Origin of the sequence: Microbacterium sp. NPDC064978, assembly GCF_044543605.1 — a bacterium.
GTDB lineage: Bacteria > Actinomycetota > Actinomycetes > Actinomycetales > Microbacteriaceae > Microbacterium > Microbacterium meiriae.
The window spans coordinates 43,795-66,774 of the sequence record NZ_JBITWF010000004.1; the positions used below are offsets into that span (position 1 = coordinate 43,795).

Consider the following 22,980-nt stretch of genomic DNA (forward strand, 5'->3'; position numbering starts at 1 on the left):
CTCCCGACGTGCCGCACATCTTCGAGGGTGATGCGGGGGATCAGCATCCGGCTGCCTTCCGTGTACGAGTGTGTTCGATCTGGATGGTTCCTGTTCGATCACGTTGCCTGGGCTCGAACGCACAGTCTTCACTGGAACGGCACGCTTCGGCAAGCGCATACCCGAGACCCGCGGAGACTCATGGCCCACCGACCGTCCACCATCGCCGCCCTCTCCACGGAGGCGTGGGACCTCGTGTTCGACGACGCTCGGCGCGCCCGTCTGCGGACGCTCGTGGCCCCCGGCGCCCCGCTGCACACGCCCGCGCTCGACGCGGCGGCCGCGGCCGACCGCGTGTCAGGGATCGAGGTGCTGGTGACGGGCTGGGGCGCTCCCCTCCTGGACGCGGCCCTGCTCGACCGGCTCCCCCGACTCCGCGCGGTGTTCCATGCGGCGGGGAGCGTGCGCGGCGTCGTGTCCGACGCCTTCTGGGAGCGCGACATCCTGCTCACGTCCGCCGCCGAGGCCAACGCGGCCCCCGTCGCCGAATACACGCTCGCGATGATCCTGCTCTCCGGCAAGCGCGCCCTCCTCCCGCTCCGCGGGGACGACGCACAGCGCGACCTGCGCGTCGGCCCCCGCGTCGGGGGCCGTATCGGCAACCTCGACCGCACGGTGGGCATCGTCGGGTTCTCCCGCATCGGGCGCCGCGTCGCCGACCTGCTGCGGCCCTTCCCCGGACTGCAGGTGCTCGTCGCCGACCCGTACGCGGACGCCGAAGAGGTGGCCGCGGCGGGCGCACGGCTCGTCCCACTCCACGCCCTGCTCCCCGCCGTCGACCTGCTCTCCCTGCACGCACCGGCGCTGCCCGCGACGCGGGGGATGATCGGCCGCGCGCAGCTCGCGGCCCTGCGCGACGGCGCCACCGTGCTCAACACCGCGCGCGGTGCCCTCCTCGATCACGACGCGCTGCTCGCGGAGTGCGCCTCCGGTCGCCTCGACGCGATCCTCGACGTCACCGATCCGGAGCCGCTTCCGCCCGACCACCCGCTGCTGCACCTGCCGAACGTCGCGGTCACCCCGCACCTCGCCGGCTCGCTCGGCACCGAGGCGCACCGGCTGGCCGACGCTGCCCTCGACGAGCTCGAGGCGTGGGTGGTCGGCCGTCCGCCTCGACACCCCGTGCACCGCGCCGACCTCGCGCACAGCGCATGACGATCCTCGCCCTGCCTCCGGAAGACCGGGCGCTCTCCCCGCACACGGGATGGACGCGCGCGCACCTGATGACGGTGGCCGATGCCATCCTCGACGGGGCCGCCCGTCATGCGAGCCCGGCGGGCGCGGGCATCCGGTACCCCGGCGCCCCTGGCGGCTTCGGCGCCGCGGTCGACGCGCTCGAGGGTTTCAGCCGCACGTTCCTGCTGGCCGCGTTCCGCATCGCCGGCGACCCACGCGGCACAGAGCCGCTGGCCGAGCGGTATGCCAGAGGGCTGGCGGCAGGTGTCGATCCGGCCGGTGCCGAACGGTGGCCGCGCCCCGACGAGGTCGACCAGGCGAAAGTCGAGGCCGCGGCGCTCGCCCTGGGTCTGCACCTCACCCGCGACACGGTGTGGGCGCGCCTGGACGACAGCGCCCGGACCCGCACCGTGGACTACCTGGCGGCCGTCGTCGGTGGGAGCCATCCGCCGAACAACTGGGCCTGGTTCCGGGTGCTCGTCGAGCAGTTCCTGGAGAGCGTCGGCGGGCCGTCCTCCGACGCGGACCGCGCAGCCGACTTCGCGCTGCTCGACGGCTTCGAGCGGGACGGCGGATGGAGCGCGGACGGCGCCGCCCGATCGTTCGACCACTACGCCGGCTGGGCGCTGTCGTTCTACCCGCTGCTCTGGGCGGACATGGTCGGCGTGGAGCCGCGCCACGCGGATCGCATCGCCCGGTATCGCCGGCGGCTGGACGCGTTCCTCGACGACGCGCTGCACCTCGTCGGCGCCGACGGAGGACCACTCATCCAGGGCCGCAGCCTCACCTACCGTTTCGCGGCGGCCGCCGCGGCCGGGGTCGCGGCGTTCTCCGGCACCTCGCGGCACGACCCCGGCCTCCTGCGCCGGGCGGTGAGCGGTCAGGTCTGGCACTTCACCGACCGCGGTGCGCCGGATGCGACCGGAGTGCTGCCACTCGGCTGGCACGGCGCCTGGCGTCCGCTCGCCCAGGACTACTCCGGCCCCGGCTCTCCGTACTGGGCGGCGAAGGGTCTCCTGCCGCTCGCCCTGCCCGCGGCGCATCCGTTCTGGACGGCCGTCGAACAGCCCCTGCCGATCGATCGGGGTCCGTTCACCCGCGTCCTCATCGCCCCGGGGTGGCTCGCGACGGGTACCGCGGACGGCATCGTGCGTGTGGTCAACCACGGCACCGACCACCGGATGCCGGGTGCCCACCAGCCGGATGCGCCGTTGTACGCGAAGCTCGGGTACTCGACCGCGACCGCGCCCGTGCTCGCCGGCCCCGGAGTCCGTGATCCGCTCGACGGCACGGTCGCCGTGGTGCGTGGCGGCCGAGCGAGCCATCGCTCCGGCTTCGCGACCGGAGCGCTGCGGAAGGTCGACGACGCCGTGCTCGGCGGCTCCTCCGGCCTCGTGCACTGGCACGACGGCTTCCGCGCGGAGTTCGATGTCGGCGGAGGCGGCGCGGCCGCCGAGACCACGGTCGGCCCCATGGTCGACGTGGTGTCGGCGCTCCGCGGACCGTGGGAGGTGCGGCTCGTGCGGGTCCGGGCGGGCGCGGGGACGGACGGGGTGATCCGCGACGGCGACGTCCTCCGCATCGGCGGCTGGGCGCTGTCCTCCCCGACGGTCGTCGAGACCGGCCCCGCGGTCGTCACCGCCGCCCTCGCCCTCGGCGGCGAGACGCAGAGCCGGGTCATCGGACTCCTCGGAGTCGACGGTGCGACCGCAGGGGTCCGACGGGAGCGGGACGCGACCCCGCTCGGCCCGGAGACCGCCACCCCGTGGCTCTCGGCGGCGGTGCGGCCGGACATCTGGATGGCCGTCGGCGTGCTTCTCGGGAGTCCCCCCGGCGTGCCGCAGCTCGACCTGCGGGCAGGCGACGCGGCGGTGTCTTGGCCGGACGGTGCCACGACGCGCTTCCGCCCCGAGGAGTTCCTTCCGCGGGGGTGAGCGTCAGCGGCGTGCCGTGCTCGCGCGCTCGACGAGCCGAGTCGGCACCACCACGGGCGCGGCGGGATCGGTCGCCGCCGCGTCACTCTCCACGGCGGCGATGAGCGCTGTGACCGCCCGCTGCGCGAGCGCCGGGAAGTCCTGGCGGATCGTCGTGAGCGGCGGGAGGAAGTTCGCCGCTTCCGGGATGTCGTCGAAGCCGACTACACTGACGTCGCCGGGGACCGTGCGTCCGGATTCCGCCACCGCGCGCAGCAGCCCGAGCGCCATCTGGTCGTTGGCGCAGAACACCGCCGTCGCCTGGGCCAGGGCCGCCCCCGCGGCGAAGCCGGACTCCGCGCTCCAGTCCCCGCGCACGACCGCCGGAGGCGTGAGACCGGCAGCCGTCAGAGCCTCGCGCCACCCGCGCTCGCGCTCGGCGGCGGCGAACGAGTCCGCCGGTCCCGCGAGGTGGTGGACGGTCTCGTGCCCCGCGGCGAGCAGGTGGCGCGTGGCAGCCTCTGCTCCCGCGGCGTGATCGCTGTGCACCACGATCGCTCCGGCTCCTGCGGGAGCGTCCACGACGACAAGACGCAGCTCCGGCGGCAGAGTGGCGGCAGGGACCAGCGCCGAAGCCTCGTTCAGCACGAGGGCACCATCGACGCCCTGGTCGGCGAGCCGGGCGAACGCCGCGTCCACGCCGTCCGCCGCCGTGACCACCGTGAGCGCATAGCCGCGTTCCGCCGCCGCTTCGGCCGTGGCCTGCAGCATCCGGGAGTTGCCGACCGTGGCCAGGGTGGTCACGACGAGACCGAGGGTGTGGCTGCGACCGGTGCGCAGCGCCCGCGCGGCCCGATGCGGCCGGTACCCCAGTTCGGTCATCGCGGCCTCGACCCGCGCCCGCGTCTGCGGGTCCACGCGCGGACTGCCGTTGACGACGCGGGAGACGGTCTGTCCGGAGACACCGGCTCGCGCCGCCACGGTCGCCATGGACACGCGGACGGACACCGACGCCGACAGCTTCCGGGCCACGGGATCCTCCGTTCACAACTCCGTCATGTTGACGTTAGCACGCGGCGCGACCTACCATGTTGACGTGAATACGCCCGAATCTCCTGAGTTGCGCACGGAGCGTCTCGGCGCCGGTGTCGTCAAGCGCCCGACCACCCTCGCCGACGGCCGTGAGCTCATCTACTACGACGACCCGGAGACGACCCTCGGCGCGGAACGGTCGGTCGACGCCCGCACCCTTGCCCCTCGACCCGACACCGCGACCATGCGGCTCGACGTTCTCACGGGCGACTGGATCACCGTCGCCGCCAACCGCCAGAACCGCGTGATGATGCCGGGAGCCGACGCCGACCCGCTCGCGCCGCAGACGCCGGGGAATCCGTCCGAGGTGCCGTCCCGGTACGACGTGGCCGTGTTCGAGAACCGCTCCCCCGCATTCGGCCCCGCTCTCGCCGAGCCCGTCGGCACCGTCCCGGGGGCGACGAACCCCCCGCGCGGCCTCGACGACCTCGCGGCCCTCGGACTCGGGCGCACCCGCACCGCCGTCGGCCGCTGCGAGGTCGTGTGCTTCAGCCCCGAGCACTCCGGCTCCTTCGGCACCCAGACCGCTACCCGCGCCCGCACCGTGATCGAGGCCTGGGCCGACCGCACGGCCGCTCTGTCCTCCCTGCCCGGCATCCAGCAGGTCTTCCCGTTCGAGAACCGCGGCGAGGCGATCGGCGTGACCCTCCCCCACCCGCACGGGCAGATCTACGCGTATCCCTACGTGACCCCGCGCACCGCCCGGGTGCTGGACGCCGTCGACCGCACCGCACCCGACCTCTTCGCCCGCATCCTCGCCGAGGAGCAGGCCTCCGAGCGGGTGGTGTTCCGCGGCGAGCACTGGACCGCGTTCGTGCCCTTCGCGGCGCGGTGGCCGCTCGAGGTGCACCTCATGCCGCATCGGCACGTGCCCGACCTCGCCGAGACCACGGCGGAGGAGCGCGACGAGCTCGCCCCGCTCTACCTCCGTCTCCTCCGCGGCGTCGACGCGCTCTACGACAGCCCCACCCCGTACATCGCCGCGTGGCACCAGGCTCCGGTCCACGTCGGCCGCGAGAGCGTGCGCCTGCACCTGCAGCTCACGAGCCCCCGCCGCGCCGCCGACAAGCTCAAGTTCCTCGCGGGCTCCGAGGCCGCGATGTGGGCCTGGGCCGCCGAGGTCGCCCCCGAGCAGGGGGCCGCCCGACTCCGCGAGGCGCTCGCTCGCGCCGACCAGGAAGCCTCCGCATGACCTCCGCACACGACGCCGCCGTCGACCTCTTCGCCGCCCTCGCCGGGCGCACGCCGGACGGCGTCTGGTCGGCCCCGGGGCGCGTGAACCTCATCGGCGAGCACACCGACTACAACGACGGCTTCGTGCTGCCGTTCGCGATCCCGCAGCGCACGGTCGCCGCCGTCCGCCGCCGTGCCGACCGACGGCTCCGCGTCGCCTCGACCTTCGCGGACGAGCCGGTCGAGATCGCTCTCGACGACCTCGACCGCCTCTTCCCCACCCCGCCCGGCACGGCGCCCGCGGTGCCGGAGTGGGCGGCGTACCCGCTCGGCGTCGCCTGGGCCCTCCGTGCGGCCGCCCCCGCGACCGCGGCCTCCGGCCTGGACATCGCGATCGCCTCCGACGTCCCGGTCGGGGCCGGGCTCTCGTCGTCCGCCGCGATCGAGGGCGCGACGGCCACGGCACTGAACGAGCTCTGGGGCACCGGACTCGACGCGGTCGCCCTCGCCCGGATCGGACGCACGGCGGAGAACGAGGCCGTCGGCGCGCCCACCGGGATCATGGACCAGATGGCCTCGATGCTCGGGGAGCCCGACGCCGCGATCTTCCTCGACTGCCGCTCTCTCGCCGCCGACGTCGTGCCGCTGGGCATGGCCGACGCCGGCCTCGCGGTGCTCGTGATGGACACCCGCGTCACGCACGCGCACTCCACCGGCGGCTACCGGGAACGCCGCGCCGCATGCGAACGCGGAGCCGCGATCCTCGGAGTGCCCGCACTGCGCGACGTCGCCGTGGCCGACCTCGCCCGCGCCGAGAGCCTGATGGACGACGTGACCTTCCGCCGCGTGCGCCACATTGTCACGGAGAACCAGCGCGTACAGGACACGGTGGCGACGCTGCGCACCGCGGGCGCACGCGGCATCGGCGACCTCCTCGTCGCGTCCCACGCGTCGATGCGCGACGACTTCGAGATCTCGACGCCGGAGCTCGACGCCGCGGTGGAGACCGCCCTCACCTCGGGGGCGGTGGGTGCGCGCATGACCGGCGGCGGCTTCGGCGGTGCCGCGATCGCCCTCGTCGACCGCGGTGCCGTGCCTCACCTCGCCGACGCGGTGCGGGGGCGGTTCGCCGCCGAGGGCTTCGTCGCCCCGCACCTGTTCGAGGTCAGCCCGTCCGCAGGTCCGCGCCGCGACGCCTGACACAATGAAGGGTCGAGCCGCCACCGCCGCGGCAGGAGAGGAACGCATGTCCTGGATCGTCACCGGCGGCGCCGGCTACATCGGTGCCCACGTCGTCCGCGCTCTCGCAGAGGCCGGTCTCTCCCCCGTCGTCCTGGACGACCTCTCCAGCGGTGTCGCCTCCTTCGTGCCGGAGGGCGTGCCCTTCGTGCAGGGCAGCATCCTCGACCGCGCCCTCGTCGAGGAGACCCTGCGCACGCACGAGGCGGCGGGCGTGATCCACGTCGCGGGCTACAAGTACGCCGGCGTCTCGGTCCAGCGCCCACTGCACACCTACGCGCAGAACGTCGAGGGGACGCGGATCATCCTCGAGGCGATGGCGGCGGCCGGCGTCGCGAACATCGTCTTCTCCTCTTCGGCGGCCGTGTTCGGCACCCCGGACGTCTCCCTCGTCGTCGAGGACACCGCCAAGAAGCCCGCGAGCCCCTACGGCGAGTCGAAGCTCATCGGCGAATGGCTGCTCCGCGACCAGGCGATCGCCACCGCCGACTCCGACCGCCCGCTGCGTCACACCTCGCTGCGGTACTTCAACGTCGTCGGCTCGGCCGACCCGACGGTCTACGACGTCAGCCCGCACAACCTCTTCCCCATCGTCTTCGAGGCGCTGATCGAGGGCCGCACCCCGAAGATCTTCGGCGACGACTACGACACCCCTGACGGCACGAACGTGCGCGATTACGTGCACGTCGGCGACATCGCCGCCGCCCACGTCGCCGCAGCGCAGCGCCTGGCCTCCGGCGCCCCGATCGAGCCCGCGTACAACCTCGGCTCCGGCGACGGCCTCAGCGTGAAGCAGATCATGGATGCGGTCGCCCGCGTCACCGGCATCGACTTCACCCCCGAGGTCGGCCCTCGCCGCCCCGGCGACCCGGATCGGATCGTGGCGACCGGTGAGCTCGCGGCCCGCGACCTCGACTGGACCATGCGCTACACGGTCGACGAGATGGTGCGCACGGGCTGGGAGGCCCGCCGCGCCGCCGGCTGATCTCAGAGGTCGCGCGTGCGGATGGGGTAGAGCCAGAAGCACAGCCACCCGACGGCGGTGAACGCCAGGGGGATGACCGCCAGCATCAGCCGGATGCCGCCGTCGACGGCCTCCGGCTGCGCGTCGCCGAGCCCGGCGTCGAAGCCCGTCGCGGTCAGCACAGCCGCGGCGACGATCGCCTGGAGGACCACGGAGCCGCGCACGACGAACCCGTTCACGCCGAAGTACGCACCCTCGCGACGGTGGCCCGTGCGATGCGCGTCGTCGTCGATGATCTGGGCGAGCACGACCTCGAGGAGCTGCAGCAGCCCGCCGACGCCGACGCCGACCGCCACCCCGACGAGAGCCGCCGCCCCCACCGAGGTCGGGACCAGGTAGCCGAGCACCGCGACCCCGAACACCGCGACGCTCCACAGCAGCGCCGTGCGCGGGGAGGTGCGCCGGACCACCGCGCTCCACAGCACGATCGACGGGATGGCCGTGAGGAAGATGGCGCCGAGCAGGAGGCTGCCCTCGCCCTCGGCCGCCCCCAGCGAGTAGCGGACGTAGAACGGGACGGCGGCGAGGATCACGGCGATCGAGGTCTGCACGCAGAGCGAGCCCAGCACGTACGGCACGAAGGCGCGGTTGCGGAACGTGTAGACGAGCTGGTCCCGCCAGCGCATGGCCTCGGAGGCGACCTCGGGCACCCGGCGCTCGATCATCCCGCCGAGGAACGACCAGGCGAGCAGCACGAGACAGACGCCGGACAGCACGAGGGCCATCCCGGGCCAGCCGATCGCGTCGTAGAGCGCGGGGGCTCCTGCCGTGCCGAGCACCATGCCGAGGATCGCGAAGATCTGCCGCGGCACGTTCCCGCGGGCGCGCTCCTCCGTGGTGCGGAAGATCTCCGGGAACAGCGCCGAGATGTTCAGCACCACCACGACGAAGGCGATGTCGTAGACCGCGACGACCACGAGGAACCACACGATGAGCCCGGCCGCCGGGAGCGCGGGCGGCATCCAGACGAGGGCGAACGCGACGACGAGCGGCACGATGCCGAGCCCGATCCACGGGATGCGGCGGCCCCACGGCGTGCGGATCCGGTCGGAGAGCGCCCCGACGACAGGGTTGAGCGCCGCGTTGAGGATGCCGTGGGCGATCATCGCCGCCGCCACCCACCCTGCGGGGACGGCGAGGTGCGAGACGTAGAAGTACACGACGAACGCCGAGAACGTCTGCGTCATCAGCTGCGTCGGGAACCCCGAGGCCCCGAAGGCGATGGTCTGGGAGCGGGTGGGAGCGGCGTCGAGACGGCGGTCGCGCAGCCGTTCGCCGAGCGCCGTCACCGGGCGTCTCCGCGCTGCAGCTCCCGCAGCGCGCGCCAGCCGACGCGGACCAGGCCCTCCTCGGCGATCGTCTGCTGCACGAGGGGATCGTCGAGCAGCCGCAGCTCGTAGCCGCGCTTGGCCGCCGCGAAGTCCACCGCGGCGCGCAGCTCCTCACCGTCGGCCATCGGGTGCAGGTAGATCTCGGTGACCCCGGGCGGGACGGCGCGCAGCACCGCGAGGAACCCGTCTCGCACCTGTTCGTACGACTCCTCATCGGCGGTGCCCTCGCCGCGCAGCTCGAACGGGTGCGTCCAGAGCCGATCGACGATCTCCACGCCGAAGGCATCCGCCACCGCCGCCGCCTCGGTGAGCTTCGCCTGCAGCATCGGATCGGCGTCCGCTCCCTCCATCTCGCGGGGCAGGCGGAAGGGGAGGCCGTGCCGGGCGGCGAGGTCGAAGACGGCGCGCAGGAAGTCCCGGCCGGTCAGCAGCCCGTAGACGGAGCCCATGTGGTTGTCGAGGTGGGTCACGTCGACGCCGGCATCGAGCGCCGCCTGCAACTGCGCGGCGATCTCGGCGGCGACATCCTCCTCCGACGCGTGCTGCTCCACGGTCGCGACGTCGGCGGGGAAGAAGCCGTCGGCGTCGACGAGGGTCGACGAGCCCGCGGTGAGCGGACGCCACCGGTATCGGCGCCACTCGCTCGTGAGGACGAGGTGCACGCCCACGTCGAGGTCCGGGTGCGCGGCGGCGAAGGCGAGTGCTTCCGGGGACCAGGCACAGGGCACCATCACCGTCGCCGAGTCGATCCGGTCACGCGCCAGGAGTCCGGAGATCGCCGCGTTCGCAGCATGGCACATCCCGAAGTCGTCGGCGTTGAGGATGACCGCCCTGGCACCGGACGGCAGCCCGAGTCGATCGGCGAGAGCGGAGGAGGCGGTCATGGCGTGTCCTGTCGGGCGGTCAGCGGCCGGTGGCGGGTGTGCGGGAGGGTGTGAGGATCCGGGTGAAGACGTCGGCGCGGAGCGCGGAGGCCGCCTCACCCACAGCTCCGACGAGCGGCGCCTCCGGACCGAACGCCGAGGCGAGGAAACGGAGCGGCAGCTGCGCGGCGAACTCGTCCGCGACCCGCTCGATCGCATCCAGGAGCGCCGGGTGCACCGCCTCCCCGCCGAGGATGAAGGCCTCGGGATCGAGCACGAGGGCGACGCTGCCCGCCGCGAGGAAGAGCCGTCGTCCGATCTCCGCGACGAGGGCCTGCGCCGCCTCGTCTCCGCGTTGCGCCGCCTCCAGGTGGGCGAGGAACGGCGCGTCGACATCCAGACCCAGGCCGAGGGCGAGGTCCCGCACCACCGCGGCGCCCGCGACCGGGGCGCCGATGGGCACCGGCGTCTGCGGGAGGTACATCACCTCGCCCGCCACTCCCGAGAACCCGCGATGCAGCGCCCCGTCGATCACGATGCCGGCGCCGAGGTCGTCGTCGAGCAGCAGGAGCGCGAAACTCGCGAGGTCGATGCCGACGCCGGTGGTCGACTCGGCGAGCGCGGCGAGGTTGACGTCGTTCTCGACGCGGACCGGGCAGTCGAGGGCTGCCGCGAGAGCCGAGCGGAAGGCGCCGCCGTCCGGCCCCTGGTCGTCGCGGATCGCGCCGTCCGACGCGACGATACCGGGCACTCCGACGACGGCGAGGTGGAGCGCGCCCTTCACGGATCGGCGGCAGGCCGCGACGAGGGCGGCGATGTGCGCGACCCGGTCCTCGCCCGCGGGGAAGGCGCCGTGCCGTTCGGCTCTGATGGTGCCGGTCGCGTCGACGAGGACGACGTGGGCGGCGTGATGGTCCACGTGCACGGCCGCCGCGACCCCGAGGGCGGGGTGCAGAGCGACCCGGCCCGCCGCCGGTCCGCGGGTGTCGCGGTCGACCCCGGCCGCAGTGACGGCTCCCGCGGCGTCGAGCATCCGCAGTACCTGGGTCACGGCCGTGCGGGAGAGGCCGGTCGCCGCCATGAGCTCGGCCCGGGTCTGCGGTCCGCTCCGGGCCAGGCGCTCGAGGATCGCGCGGCCGTTGAGCGTGCGGAGCAGGGTCTGCGGTCCTGCGAGGGGTCGTGACATGCGGCGGAACCTCTGGGGGGTCGATTCTCGTGCGGAGTCGGTGCCCGCCAGCCTGCCACATCGCGTCGCACCCGTCGACCCGTCCTTCCCGGCTGCGTCGCCTGCACGACCCGGGCACGGCTGCACGACAGAACCCGGGATTCCTCCCCACAGACGCACCCGTGTCGTGCAGGTGTGACCGGGGAACCCGGAAGGACGGGGCCGAAGGGACGGGCCGGTGGGACGGGGCCGGAGACTGTCGTGAAACCGGGGTCTCGTTCACGCCCGTGACACCTGCACGACCCGGGCACGGCCGCACGACAGAACCCGGGTTCCGGTCCCCCAGACGTACCCGGGTCGTGCAGGTGTGACCGGGTGACCGAGTACCGGGAGGGGACGGAAGGACATCGGCGGGCCCGCATAGGGTGGAGGGATGACGCCCCTGGTGATCCGAGACGCCGTCGCCGACGATGCCGAGGCCGTGGCCGGAGTGCACGTGCGGTCGTGGCAGGCGGCCTACGAGGGCCTCATCGACCAGGAGGTGCTGGACGGGCTGTCCGTCTCGGAACGGGCCGACGGGTGGCGCCGCATCTTCGCCGATCCGCTGCCCACGAGCCTCGGGACCCTGGTGGCCGAGCGTGAAGGCACCGTCGTCGGCTGGGCCTCGTTCGGCTCCGGTCGCGACCCCGACGGCCTGGACGACGCCGAGTTGTACGGCATCTACGCCGACCCGACCGCGTGGTCGACGGGGGCGGGGCATGCCCTCCTCGACGCGGCCGAGCAGCGCATGATCGATGCCGGCCACACCCGCGCCTACCTCTGGGTCCTCGACGGCAACGACCGCGCCGACGGCTTCTACGCCCGGCACGGGTGGGAGCTCGACGGGGCCACGAAGATCGATCAGCGCCCGCAGTTCACGCTCCGGGAGCACCGCCGCGTCAAGCTCCTCGCCCCGCGCTGAACGACCGCCGTGTCAGTCGAGCGCGCTCATCACGTGCTTGATCCGGGTGTAGTCGTCGAAGCCGTACTGCGACAGGTCCTTCCCGTATCCGGAGTGCTTGAACCCGCCGTGCGGCATGTCCGACACGAACGGGATGTGGGTGTTGATCCAGACGCAGCCGAAGTCCAAGTCGCGGGAGAAGCGCATGGCCCTGGTGTGCTCCCGCGTCCACACCGAGGCGGCGAGCGCGTACGGCACGTCGTTCGCCATCGTGAGCGCCTCCTCCTCGGTATCGAAGGGCTGCACGGTGAGCACGGGTCCGAAGATCTCGCCCTGCACGACCTCGTCGTCCTGCTGCACGCCGGTCACGATGGTCGCCTCCCAGAAGTAACCGCGGTCGCCCTGCCGCCTCCCACCAGTGGCGATGGTCGCGTGCGCCGCAAGCCGGTCGATGAAGCCCTGCACCTGAGCGAGTTGGGCCGCGCTGCTCAGCGGTCCGTACAGCACGCCCTCTTCGTCCGGCACCCCGGTCCGCGCGTGCGTGCGGGTCCGCTCTACCAGTGCGGCGACGAGCTCGTCGTGCATCGACGCGTGCACGAGCACCCGGGTCGCCGCGGTGCAGTCCTGACCCGCGTTGAAGAAGGCCCCGGTGACGATGCCCTCGACCGCCTTCTCGATCGACGCGTCCGGGAAGACGATCGCGGGCGCCTTGCCGCCGAGCTCCAGGTGCACGCGCTTGACGTCGTCGGCCGCGGAGCGGGCCACGGCCATCCCCGCGCGCACCGAGCCGGTGATCGCCACCATCTGCGGTGTCGGATGCTCGACGAGGGCCGCTCCGGTCTCGCGGTCGCCGAGCACGACGTTGAGGGTGCCCGCGGGGGTGTGCGCGGCGACGATCTCCGCGAGCAGCAGCGTGGTGAGCGGCGTGGACTCGGCCGGCTTCAGCACGACGGTGTTGCCGGCGGCGAGCGCGGGAGCGATCTTCCACACCGCCATGTTCAGGGGGTAGTTCCACGGCGTCACCTGCCCGATCACGCCGATCGGCTCCCGGCGCACGAAGGAGGTGTGCCCGGGGAGGTACTCCGCGGCGGCTCGACCCTCGAGGCTCCGCGCGGCCCCGGCGAAGAACCGCAGCTGGTCCACCGACTGCAGGATCTCGTCGGCGACGAGCGTCGCCCGCGGCTTGCCGGTGTCCTTCGACTCGAGGTCGGCGAACTCCTCGGCCCGCGCGGCCATGTCCTCGGCGATGCGGAACAGGGCGAGTTGGCGCGCAGACGGCGGGGTGTCCCGCCAGGTCGGGAACGCCGCCGCGGCCGCGGCATACGCGGCATCCACGTCGGTGCGGTCGGAGATCGGGATCTCGCCGTAGGCTTCCTCCGTCACCGGATCGATGAGCGGCAGGCGCCCGCTCCCCGATGCGGTGACGGCGCGACCGCCGATGAAGTTCTGCAGGGGCACGGTCATCGTCGACGGTGAGGGCATAGCGCCATGGTAGCCATCCGAGCGCGGAATCTGTAGCTTTTCGTCCACAGATCGACGGAATCAGTTGCGCAGGGCGGGTCAGAATGTCACGATCGGTACATGAGTCCGAAGACGCCTCCCCCCGCCCTCGACGACATCTCGAAGCGCATCGTCGAGCTGCTGCAGGAGGACGGGCGGCGTCCCTATGCGGAGATCGCCCGCGAAGTCGGGCTCAGCGAGGCCGCGGCCCGCCAGCGCGTGCAGCGCCTGACCGAATCGGGCCTGATCCAGATCGTCGCCGTGACCGACCCGCTGCAGCTCGGCTTCCACCGCATGTCGATGATCGGGATCCGGGTGTCCGGCGACCCCCGCGCGATCGCGGAGGAGCTCACGGCGATCCCCGAGCTGGCGTACGTCGTCGTCACCCTCGGGACGTTCGACATCCTCGTCGAGGCGGTGTGCGAGGACGACGACCATCTGCTCGACCTCATCGCCACCCGCATCCGCACCATCCCCGGCATCATCCAGACGGAGAGCCTGCTCTACGCCGGCCTCTACAAAGACCTCTACAACTGGGGAACGCGCTGACGCGCTCCCCTCGCATCGGAGTGAACATGGGCACCACGGTCTTCGAACGCCGGCGTCCTCCGCAGTCCGTCATCGACGACGCCCTGCGCGACACGGCCCTGTCGGTCTTCTGGCTCGACGACGTCGAGCGGCCCGCGCATCCGCCGCTGCGCGGCACCGTGCACACGGACCTCGTGGTCGTCGGCGGCGGCTACACCGGGCTCTGGACGGCCGTGCGCGCGAAGGAGCGGGATCCGGAGCGGAAGGTGGTCCTCCTGGAGGCATCCCGCGTGGCCTGGGCGGCATCCGGGCGCAACGGCGGCTTCTGCGAGTCCAGCCTCACGCACGGCCACGAGAACGGCGTGAACCGCTGGTCCGAGGAGATCGACCGCCTCGAGGTGCTGGGCCACGAGAACCTCGACGGCATCGCCGAGACCGTGCGGCGGTACGACATGGATGCCGAGTTCGAGCGGACGGGGCAGCTCGCGGTCGCCGTGGAGCCGCATCAGGTCGAGTGGCTGCGCGAGGAGGAGGGCTTCCTCGACCGCGAGGCGGTGCAGGCGGAAGTGCATTCCCCCACGTTCCTCGCCGGCGCGTGGGACCGGGAGGGCAGCGCTCTCGTACACCCCGCGAAATTGGGCCTGGAGCTCGCGCGGGTGGCCGTCGAGCTCGGCGTGGAGATCCACGAGCACAGCCTCGTCCGGCGGATCGAGGGCGCGGACTCCGGTCCCGTGACCCTCGTCACGGAGCACGGCCAGGTGACCGCCGACGCGGTGGCGCTCGCGACGAACGTGTTCCCCTCCCTCCTGAAGCGCAACCGCCTCATGACGGTCCCGGTGTACGACTACGTGCTGATGACGGAGCCGCTGTCGGCGGAGCAGCTCGCGTCCATCGGCTGGCGGAACCGTCAGGGGCTCGCCGACAGCGCCAACCAGTTCCACTACTACCGGCTCACCGCGGACGACCGGATCCTGTTCGGCGGCTACGACGCGGTGTACCACTTCGGCGGCAAGGTGCGCCCCGCGTACGAGGACCGGATGGAGAGCCACCGGCGCCTGGCCTCGCACTTCTTCACCACCTTCCCGCAGCTCGCCGGCCTCCGCTTCACGCACCGCTGGGCCGGAGCCATCGACTCCTCCAGCCGATTCTGCGCATTCTTCGGCACCGCCCGCGGCGGTCGGGTCGCCTACGCCACGGGGTTCACCGGACTCGGGGTCGGGGCCGCCCGGTTCGCGGCCGATGTCATGCTCGACAAGCTCGACGGCGAGGAGACCGAACGCACGCAGCTGCGGATGGTGCGCGAGAAGCCGATCCCGTTCCCACCGGAGCCCGCCGCGTCCGTCGGCATCAACCTCGTCCGCGCCGCGATGGACAGGGCCGACCACAACGAGGGGCGCCGCAACCTGTTCCTGAAGACGCTGGACGCCCTCGGCATGGGCTTCGACTCGTGACCGCGCTCACCCCGGGGGCCGTCGTCGACGCGGGGAACCTCGCGCTGACGCACGCCCCGCTGCCCGACGAGGACGTCCGCGACGGCGCGCCGACCACGGCGTACACGGTGCTCGACGACGCACGCGGCATCGAGATCGGCGTCTGGGAGATGACGCCGGGCACCGCGGTGGACGTCGAGGAGGACGAGGTGTTCGTCGTGCTCTCCGGTCGCGCGACCGTGGAGTTCACCGCACCCGCGCTCCCGCCCGTGGGACTCGGCCCAGGGTCCGTGATGCGGCTCACGGCCGGCATGCGGACGGTCTGGACCGTGAACGCGACCCTGCGGAAGGTCTCGATCGGGATCTGACGGCTCGTGCCGAGCGCGTCCCACTCAGCCCCGGCGGACCTCCGCGTGCGGGATGCGTGCGGCCATGACCCGCACCGCTTCCGGGTTGTCGTCCACGAGCACCGCCTCCCGACCGAGTGCGGAGGCCACCGCTCCGGTCGTGCCGCTTCCGGCGAAGAGGTCGAGCACCCGATCGCCCGGTCGGCTGGACGCGGTCACGATGCGCCGGAGGATGCCCTCGGGCTTCTGCGTCGGATACCCCGTCTTCTCCCGTCCGGTCGTCGGGACGATCGTGTGCCACCAGACGTCGGTCGGGAGCTTGCCTCGCGCCGCCTTCTCCGCGGTCACCAGCCCCGGAGCCATGTACGGCTCCCGGTCGACGTCGTCGGAGTTGAACACGTACGTCCGCGGGTTCTTCACGTACACCAGGATCGTGTCGTGCTTGGTGGGCCACCGCCGCCGGGATTTCGCGCCGTAGTCGTACGCCCAGATGAGCTCGTTGAGGAAGCAGTCCCGGCCGAACACCGCGTCGAGCATGACCTTCGCGTAGTGCGCCTCGCGGTAGTCGAGGTGCAGGTACAGGGTGCCGTCGTCGGCGAGCAGGCGCCAGGCCTCCTCCAGCCGCGGCATGAGGAAGGCGCCGTAGTCGTCGAAGCTGTCGTCGTACGCGCGCAGCATGCCGCGCACCCGCTCGTACCGATGTCCGTGGAAGCCGTGCCGCACCTCCGGCCCGCCGACCGCGTGTTCAGAACTCAGGAGATCCGACGCGGTTTCGGCCGGTTGGGGGCTGCCCCCGTCGGGATCCGCCGATTCTTCCGGAGTTGTGAACGTGCGGCGGGCGGTGACCACCTGCCGCTCCCGCACTCTTCCGGTGTTGAACGGCGGGTCGAGGTAGACGAGCGTGAAGGACCGGGACGGCAGGGTCGCCGCGACGGCGAGGTTGTCCCCCTCGATCACCGACACCCGCCCCGGGACCTGGACCCCTGAGCCGTCCTCCTGGGTCCCTGAGCCTGTCGAAGGGACTGAGCCTGTCGAAGGGCGTGAGCCTGTCGAAGGGCTTGAGCCTGTCGAAGGGCTCACGGAACCCGATGCAGCCACGCGTCGGTCGAGAACTTCGACTCCACCAGAGCCTCGGCATCGGCGTACTCGTCCGGCGTGATGCCGCCGTCCTCGGCGGAGGTGAGCGAGCGGAACGTGTCCTTGAAGCGCTCGATGATCTCGGCACGTTCCAGTCCGGTCTGGCTCCGCAGCGGGTCGACGCGCTTGGCGGCCGAGGTCGTGCCCTTGTCGCTGAGCTTCTCGCGGCCGATCCGCAGCACCTCGGTCATCATCTGGCCGTCGATGTCGTAGGAGAGGGTGGCGTGGTGCAGCACACCTCCGTTCGCGAGGCGCTTCTGCGCGGCGCCGCCGATCTTGCCGGTCGGGCTCGCGATGTCGTTGAGCGGCTGGTAGACGGCGTCGATGCCGAGCGAACGGAGCGCCTGCAGCACCCAATCGTCGAGGAACGCGTAGGAGTCGGCGAAGGTCATTCCGGCGACGAGTGACGCGGGGACGTACAGCGAGTAGGTGATGATCTGCCCCGCGGCCATGAGCATCGCTCCGCCTCCGGAGATCCGGCGGACGACGTCGAAGCCGTGCTTCGCAGCGCCCTCGGGATCGACCTCATTGCGATACGACTGGAACGACCCGATGACGACGGCCGACTCGTCCCACTCCCAGATGCGCAGCGTCGGACGCCGACGCCCCTCGCCGACGCGGGAGGTGAGCACCTCGTCCAGGGCGAGGTTCATGCGCGGCGAGACCGCCTTCTCGTGGACGATCTCCCAGTCGAAGTCGCCCCAGCCGGGCGCCGTGACGAGCGCGCGGCGGACGGCGGTGCCGACCGCCTCGGGGGTGAAGCCGAGCAGCTGGGCCCCCTCGGGGAGGGCGCCGCGGACGGCCGCGGCGATGGCCGTGGCGTCGGACTCGACGGGGAGACCCTCGACAGCGGCGTTGATGTCGTCGAGCGCGGAGTCCGGTTCGAGGAAGAAGTCCCCGGCGAGCCGGAACCGCGCGATCCGGTCGTTCTCGACCTCGAGGTCGACGACGACGAGCTTGCCCCCAGGAACCTTGTATTCACCGTGCACGGATCCAGCTTAAGGCGCGCACTGCCCCCGTGGTCAGCCGCCGAGCACGACCACGCGCTCCCCTGCCCTGATCGGCGTGGAGTAGCGGTTGCCGGGCGTCGGCAGGGGGCAGACGAACTGGTCGGAGAAGGCGCACGGCGGCAGGTAGGCGCGGTTGAAGTCGATCACGGCGGAGCCGTCGGCGGCGGGTTCGTCGACGGGGAGGAACCGGAACCGATACGTCTCCAGCCCGTTCGTCCCGTCCGCGAAGACCGCGCTCAGCGCTCCGCTCCCACTGCGGGTGACGGTGAGCTCGTGCGGGGCACCGGCGAGTTCGAACCGCAGGCGTCCGGCGATCGCGGTCTCGCGCTCCTCACCGTCGACCGAGGTGACGACGATCCGCTCGTCTGGCGCGGGTTCGAACGTCGCGGGGAGCCGCCAGCGCTCGTCCGGGGCGTAGGCGTCGATCGCCGTGAACCACTCCCGCTGCGGACGGGCCGGATTCCAGACGCGGAGGGCCAGCAGCCCGTTGCGATCGAATACCCGCAACTCCCGCCGCCCGAGGCGCAGGGTCTGGGCGCCGCGGAGGGTGACGACCGACCCCGACGGTCCGAGTTCGCTGCCGCGGATGCCGCCGTCGCCGGTGAGGGCCCAGAGTCCGGGGACGCCGTCGACCGCTGCGGGTTCGGTGATGAGCCAGTTCGTCGACTCCAGCGCGGACGGCCCGTACTCCGACCCCGCATAGCGTTCACGCGCCGCATGCCACTCATGCCAGTCCGTCAGGAAGCTCATCGCCGCGGGCCCTCCCCCTCGCTCGTGCGGATGTGCCCCGAATCTAGGACTGCCCCCACCTCCCGTGGCCTCCCTCCGTCACACGCCTTCACCGCGCGTCATCCCGCGTCACACTCCCCCGCGGTCCCCGCGCACCTCCCGCGGGATCAAACCCGTCCCTCGCCGCACCTTTCCCCGCCCGTTCCTGATCCCGCCACCCGTGCGCAGCCGCCGCGCACCTCCCGCGGGATCAAAACCGTCCCCCATCGCGCCCTCCCCCGCCCCTTATTGATCCCGCCACCCGGGCGCAGCCCCCGCGCACATCCCGCGGGATCAAAACCGTCCCCCAGCGCGCCCTCCCCCGCCCGTTACTGATCCCGCCACCCGGGGTCGTCCGCGGCGCGACGGAAGCCGAAGATGCGCCGCGCCTCCGCGCCCCCTATTCGCGGGGGCGCGGGTGATTCCCCACTGCCACCGGCGCGCGAATCACCGTGCGTGTTCGAAAAGGCTCCCCCGAGGTCCGTCCCGGGCACGAAAGTGATCCCGCGGCAGTGGCGGGAGGCACAACATTGATCCCGCGGGATGTCCGGAGGCACGAAGGTGATCTCGCGGGCGGTGACGGGAGGCGGGGCCTTGACCCGACAGGTCATCGTGGACGCGGACTCACCGGCGCACCCACGCACAGTGCGTGTTCGAAAACGTTCCGCTGGGGCCTGTGCCACGCGCGAAAATGATCCCGCGGGGCCGGGGGAAGGGGCGAAAGTGATCCCGGACCGTAAAGGGACCGGGACGGACCGGGACGGAACGGGACTGAACAGGCCGGGGAAGGGCCGGACCGGGATCGGACCCGAACCCGGGACGGGGGGGGTCAGCGGGCGGGGATGTGGGCGTCGAGCCAGGCGAGGACGTCGGCGCGCACCTCGTCCTGCTGCAGCTCCTGGAAGATCTCGTGCCGGGCGTCGGGGTAGACGAGGGTCGTGACGTCGGTGAGTCCGGAGCGGCGCCGGTACTGGTCGGCGAGCTTGTGGACGCTGCGGGGGCCGCCGACCGGATCGTCACGGCCGACGAGGAGGAGCATCGGGAGGTCGCGCGCGAGGTGCGTCGCCGGACGCCCGTACAGTCGCGCCGCGTCGAGCAGACCGAAGAGCTTGAGCAGAGGCACCCCCGTCGTGAGCGGGTCCTCCTCGAAGGCCTTCCACACCGCGGGGTCGCGGCTCAGCCACTCGTACCCGGTCGCGTCGTCCGCGGCCCACGCGGCGTTCAGCGGCGCCGGGTTCAGGGAGCGGGGCGTGCGCAGCGCCGAACCCGACAAGATCACCGCATCGAAGGCCTCGGCGTGCTCGTTCACCAGCATCTGCGCGAGGAACGACCCCCACGAGTGCCCGAGGAGCACGAGCGGAAGGTCCGGGTTCTCGTCGCGGATGATGCCGGTCAGCTGCCAGATCGCATCCTTGGCCGCCCGGAGACCCCCGGGGCCGAGCCGTCCGAGCCGGGCCGGATCGCCGTGCTGGCGCATGCCGGTGCGCCCGTGCCCACGGTGGTCGTCCGCGTAGACGGTGAACCCGGCTCCGGTGAGCGCGGCGATCAGCGCCGGATACCGTCCTGCGTGCTCGCCCACCCCGTGCAGGAGCTGGACGACACCGCGGGGCGTGCCCTCCGCGGGGTGGACGTCGTAGACGATGGCGATGCCGTGGCTGTCGGTGTACTCGCGGGTCTCGGTCATGGGTCGGCCCTACCGGTCGGTTCCCGCGAGAGCGTCCCGGATCGCGAAGGCGATGTCGCGGTCCGTCACCTCGTAGCCGCCGACCCCGTCGGAGGCGGAGCCCATGCGCACGCCGCCGTCCTCGGTCACCGCCCGCTTCGCGGAGAAGTGGAGGGCGTCGACGCCGGCCGCGGCGAGCACCGGAGCGCTCGCGACGTCGACGCCGCTGCCGGCCATGACCTCGATCTGCCCCTCGGCCGCGGCGACGAGCGCGCGCAGGGTGTCGATGCCGTCGATCGCGGCCGATGCCCCTCCGGACGTGAGCACGCGCCGGAGCCCGAGCTCCCTCGCGGCCCGCAGGGTCGCCACCGGGTCGGCGGTCACATCGATCGCGCGGTGCAGCGTCGCCGGAGCTCCCCCGGCCGCATCCCGCAGCCGCGCCATGGCATCGAGGTCGAGCCGCCCCTCGGCGTCCAGCGCGCCGATCACCACGCCCGACGCGCCTGCGTCGACCGCGTGCCGCACGTCGCGTTCGGCGACGGCCAGCTCATCGGCGCTGTAGTGGAAGCCGCCGGCGCGCGGACGGATGAGGACGTGCACCTCGGGGCCGCTCGCCCCTGCGGCTTCGAGCGCGAGCTCCAGGGTGGCCGGCGACGGGGTGAGCCCACCCAGCGCGAGGGCCGTGGCGAGCTCGACGCGGGCGGCACCGACCTCGGCGGCGATGCGCACTCCGGCGGGATCCTGGACGGCGATTTCGAGAGCGATCGTTCGGGTCACCCCTCCATTGTGCCCGCTGCCCCGGCTCCTCCTGCCCCCGCGTCAGAAACATTAGATAGACTAACTAAGTATGTCTGCGTCCGATGATTCCCTGCACCTCACCGCCACAGACCTGCGCATGGCCACGTTCCGGCTCGCCCGCCGGCTCCGCTGCGCCCGCGCCGCCGACATGATGAGCGACACGCAGCTCGCCGTTCTCGCCGAGCTGCGCATGAACGGCCGGCGCACGATCTCCACCCTCGCCGAGCGCGAGCGCGTGACCGCCCCCTCGATGACGAGCATCGTGAACGGCCTGGAGGAGCAGGGCTTCGTCGCCCGCACCCCGGACGAGGACGACCGCCGCCGCGTGCAGGTGGACATCACCGCCGCCGGCGTCGAGGTCGTCGTCGAGACCGTCCGCCGCCGCGACGTGCTGCTGGCCGACATGCTCCGCGAGGTCGACTACACCGAGGAGGAACTGACGACGCTGCGAGAAGCGAGCGCCCTGATGCGGAGGGTGGTGGAGCGATGAGCGCCATGTTCCGTTCCTTCGCGAACATCAACTACCGGATCTGGTTCGCCGGCGCCCTCGTGTCGAACGTCGGCGGATGGATGCAGGCCACAGCCCAGGACTGGGTCGTGCTGACCGAGCTCACCGACAACGACGCGACCGCGATGGGCGTCACCATGGCACTGCAGTTCGGCCCACCGCTGGTGCTGGTGAGCCTGACCGGCTGGGTCGCTGATCGCTTCGATCGGCGGAAGATCCTGCTGACCACGCAGACCGCGCTGCTCGGCCTCGCGATCGCGGTCGGATCCCTGCTGCTGGCCGGCGTGATGACCCTGCCGATGATGCTCGCGTTCGCCCTCGGGTTCGGCATCGTCAACGCGTTCGACGCACCCGCCCGGCAGGCCTTCGTGTCGGACATGGTGTCCGCCACGGAGACCTCCAACGCCGTGGCGCTCAACTCCGCCTCCTTCAACCTCGCCCGTATGATCGGCCCCGCGGTCGGCGGTCTGCTCATCGTCGCGATCGGCTCCGGTTGGGTGTTCATCGTCAACGCCGCGACCTTCCTCGCCATGATCGTCGCGCTGATGCTCATGCGCACGCACCTGCTGGCACCACGGCCGAAGAACCGCAGCCGCGGCGGCCTCGCGGAGGGCTTCCGGTACGTCTGGGCACGCAGCGACCTCAAGGTCGTGTTCGTGACGGTGTTCCTCATCGGCGCGTTCGGCATGAACTTCCCGATCTTCGCCTCGACCATGGCGCTGGAGTTCGGAGCCGGCGCCGACGGGTACGGGGTGCTGAGCTCGGTGCTCGCTATCGGCTCCCTGATCGGCGCCCTCCTCGCCGCACGGCGGGACCGTGCGAGGGTGCGCGTGGTGATCCTCGCGGCGGGCGGCTTCGGGATCGCGGCCTTCGTCTCGGCCGCGATGCCCACCTACCTCTCCTACGCGGTCACGCTCACGTTCACCGGCTTCATGATCGTGACGCTGCTGACCACGGCCAACGGCTACGTGCAGATCACGACGGATCCGGCGCTCCGCGGCCGCGTTCTCGCCCTCTACATGGCCGTGATCATGGGGTCGACCCCGGTCGGCGCACCGATCGCGGGCTGGGTGGCGGACACGTTCGGCCCCCGCGCCGCCATCATGCTCGGCGGGACGGCCGGCTTCATCGCGTGCGCGATCGGGGTGACGTGGGTGCTGACGTCGGGGAGGCTGCGCCGCGAGGAGAGCAGCCGCTTCCGCCTGACCCTCGACGAGACGCGCCCGCTGCGCGTCGTGCAGCCGGTCGAGCCGGTGGACTACACGGAGAAGGCCGCGGCGACGACGCCCATCCGGCTTCCTCGACGCGACGACGAGTGAGCTGCGGGCGCGTTTGT

The 22,980-nt window shown here is 72.3% G+C and carries 21 protein-coding genes; 11 read left to right on the top strand and 10 right to left on the bottom strand.

The window, feature by feature from the left end; all coding sequences use genetic code 11:
- Positions 1-180: 180 nt before the first annotated feature.
- Positions 181-1,194 carry a hydroxyacid dehydrogenase gene (locus tag ACIGJI_RS13185; RefSeq protein ID WP_363446488.1) on the top strand — a complete coding sequence of 338 codons (1,014 nt, stop codon included), beginning with the start codon at positions 181-183 and terminating at the stop codon, positions 1,192-1,194.
- Complete coding sequence (locus ACIGJI_RS13190) at positions 1,191-3,149, top strand: DUF2264 domain-containing protein (RefSeq protein ID WP_363446486.1); 1,959 nt, start codon at positions 1,191-1,193, stop codon at positions 3,147-3,149. The genes ACIGJI_RS13185 and ACIGJI_RS13190 overlap by 4 nt, the downstream gene beginning before the upstream one ends.
- A 3-nt stretch (positions 3,150-3,152) precedes the next feature.
- Here the strand turns inward: ACIGJI_RS13190 and ACIGJI_RS13195 are convergent, their stop codons facing one another.
- Entirely contained in the window at positions 3,153-4,118 is a 966-nt protein-coding gene (locus tag ACIGJI_RS13195; RefSeq protein ID WP_363446542.1) for a LacI family DNA-binding transcriptional regulator, read from the bottom strand.
- Positions 4,119-4,185: 67 nt separating this feature from the next.
- Between ACIGJI_RS13195 and galT the strand changes: the two genes are divergently transcribed.
- The 3 genes from galT to galE are packed head-to-tail and all read left to right on the top strand — an operon-like array spanning position 4,186 to position 7,617.
- On the top strand, positions 4,186-5,412 hold the full coding sequence (gene galT / locus ACIGJI_RS13200; RefSeq protein ID WP_396667034.1) for a galactose-1-phosphate uridylyltransferase: 1,227 nt from the start codon (positions 4,186-4,188) through the stop codon (positions 5,410-5,412).
- Positions 5,409-6,593 (top strand): galactokinase, encoded by a 1,185-nt coding sequence (gene galK / locus ACIGJI_RS13205; protein ID WP_363446484.1) that lies wholly within the window; start codon positions 5,409-5,411, stop codon positions 6,591-6,593. Before galT ends, galK begins: the two co-directional genes overlap by 4 nt.
- A 46-nt stretch (positions 6,594-6,639) precedes the next feature.
- Entirely contained in the window at positions 6,640-7,617 is a 978-nt protein-coding gene (gene galE / locus ACIGJI_RS13210) for a UDP-glucose 4-epimerase GalE (protein ID WP_363446482.1), read from the top strand.
- A gap of 2 nt (positions 7,618-7,619) precedes the next feature.
- On the opposite strand, the gene ACIGJI_RS13215 is transcribed toward galE, so the two are convergent.
- Genes ACIGJI_RS13215 through ACIGJI_RS13225 form a run of 3 tightly spaced genes read right to left on the bottom strand, consistent with a single transcriptional unit; the run spans position 7,620 to position 11,036 of the window.
- On the bottom strand, positions 7,620-8,945 hold the full coding sequence (locus tag ACIGJI_RS13215) for an MFS transporter (RefSeq protein WP_259953371.1): 1,326 nt from the start codon (positions 8,943-8,945) through the stop codon (positions 7,620-7,622).
- Positions 8,942-9,871, bottom strand: a complete 930-nt coding sequence (locus ACIGJI_RS13220) for a polysaccharide deacetylase family protein (RefSeq protein ID WP_315636257.1) — start codon at positions 9,869-9,871, stop codon at positions 8,942-8,944. The genes ACIGJI_RS13215 and ACIGJI_RS13220 overlap by 4 nt, the downstream gene beginning before the upstream one ends.
- 19 nt (positions 9,872-9,890) lie before the next feature.
- A complete protein-coding gene (locus ACIGJI_RS13225; protein ID WP_363446479.1) occupies positions 9,891-11,036 on the bottom strand; it encodes an ROK family protein in 1,146 nt (381 codons plus the stop codon).
- Positions 11,037-11,448: 412 nt separating this feature from the next.
- Here ACIGJI_RS13225 and ACIGJI_RS13230 point away from each other — a divergent pair, with 412 nt between their 5' ends.
- Positions 11,449-11,976, top strand: coding sequence for a GNAT family N-acetyltransferase (locus ACIGJI_RS13230; RefSeq protein WP_363446477.1), 528 nt, complete (start codon positions 11,449-11,451; stop codon positions 11,974-11,976).
- Positions 11,977-11,988: 12 nt separating this feature from the next.
- On the opposite strand, the gene ACIGJI_RS13235 is transcribed toward ACIGJI_RS13230, so the two are convergent.
- Positions 11,989-13,437, bottom strand: coding sequence for a gamma-aminobutyraldehyde dehydrogenase (locus ACIGJI_RS13235; RefSeq protein ID WP_363446475.1), 1,449 nt, complete (start codon positions 13,435-13,437; stop codon positions 11,989-11,991).
- Between the two features lie 99 nt (positions 13,438-13,536).
- Between ACIGJI_RS13235 and ACIGJI_RS13240 the strand changes: the two genes are divergently transcribed.
- From ACIGJI_RS13240 to ACIGJI_RS13250, 3 genes are read left to right on the top strand one after another with little or no spacing between them, the layout of a single operon-like run.
- Positions 13,537-14,004 (top strand): Lrp/AsnC family transcriptional regulator, encoded by a 468-nt coding sequence (locus tag ACIGJI_RS13240; protein ID WP_025105441.1) that lies wholly within the window; start codon positions 13,537-13,539, stop codon positions 14,002-14,004.
- Positions 14,005-14,030: 26 nt separating this feature from the next.
- Entirely contained in the window at positions 14,031-15,434 is a 1,404-nt protein-coding gene (locus tag ACIGJI_RS13245) for an FAD-dependent oxidoreductase (RefSeq protein WP_363446473.1), read from the top strand.
- Entirely contained in the window at positions 15,431-15,781 is a 351-nt protein-coding gene (locus ACIGJI_RS13250) for a cupin domain-containing protein (RefSeq protein ID WP_363446471.1), read from the top strand. The genes ACIGJI_RS13245 and ACIGJI_RS13250 overlap by 4 nt, the downstream gene beginning before the upstream one ends.
- A 24-nt stretch (positions 15,782-15,805) precedes the next feature.
- Here ACIGJI_RS13250 and ACIGJI_RS13255 read toward each other — a convergent pair whose 3' ends face one another.
- The 5 genes from ACIGJI_RS13255 to ACIGJI_RS13275 all read right to left on the bottom strand — a co-directional run bounded on the left by ACIGJI_RS13255 (position 15,806) and on the right by ACIGJI_RS13275 (position 21,115).
- Positions 15,806-16,723: a site-specific DNA-methyltransferase gene (locus ACIGJI_RS13255; protein ID WP_363446540.1), complete on the bottom strand. Its 918-nt coding sequence runs from the start codon at positions 16,721-16,723 to the stop codon at positions 15,806-15,808.
- A 113-nt stretch (positions 16,724-16,836) separates the two neighbouring features.
- Positions 16,837-17,886: a biotin/lipoate A/B protein ligase family protein gene (locus ACIGJI_RS13260; RefSeq protein WP_259953360.1), complete on the bottom strand. Its 1,050-nt coding sequence runs from the start codon at positions 17,884-17,886 to the stop codon at positions 16,837-16,839.
- A 33-nt stretch (positions 17,887-17,919) separates the two neighbouring features.
- Positions 17,920-18,657, bottom strand: coding sequence for a DUF1684 domain-containing protein (locus ACIGJI_RS13265; protein WP_259953359.1), 738 nt, complete (start codon positions 18,655-18,657; stop codon positions 17,920-17,922).
- Positions 18,658-19,504: 847 nt separating this feature from the next.
- Positions 19,505-20,359, bottom strand: a complete 855-nt coding sequence (locus ACIGJI_RS13270) for an alpha/beta fold hydrolase (protein WP_187662471.1) — start codon at positions 20,357-20,359, stop codon at positions 19,505-19,507.
- A gap of 9 nt (positions 20,360-20,368) precedes the next feature.
- Positions 20,369-21,115, bottom strand: a complete 747-nt coding sequence (locus tag ACIGJI_RS13275; RefSeq protein WP_363446468.1) for a copper homeostasis protein CutC — start codon at positions 21,113-21,115, stop codon at positions 20,369-20,371.
- Positions 21,116-21,185: 70 nt separating this feature from the next.
- Between ACIGJI_RS13275 and ACIGJI_RS13280 the strand changes: the two genes are divergently transcribed.
- On the top strand, positions 21,186-21,626 hold the full coding sequence (locus ACIGJI_RS13280) for a MarR family transcriptional regulator (protein ID WP_363446466.1): 441 nt from the start codon (positions 21,186-21,188) through the stop codon (positions 21,624-21,626).
- A 5-nt stretch (positions 21,627-21,631) separates the two neighbouring features.
- Complete coding sequence (locus tag ACIGJI_RS13285) at positions 21,632-22,963, top strand: MFS transporter (protein WP_280567314.1); 1,332 nt, start codon at positions 21,632-21,634, stop codon at positions 22,961-22,963.
- Positions 22,964-22,980 lie beyond the last annotated feature (17 nt).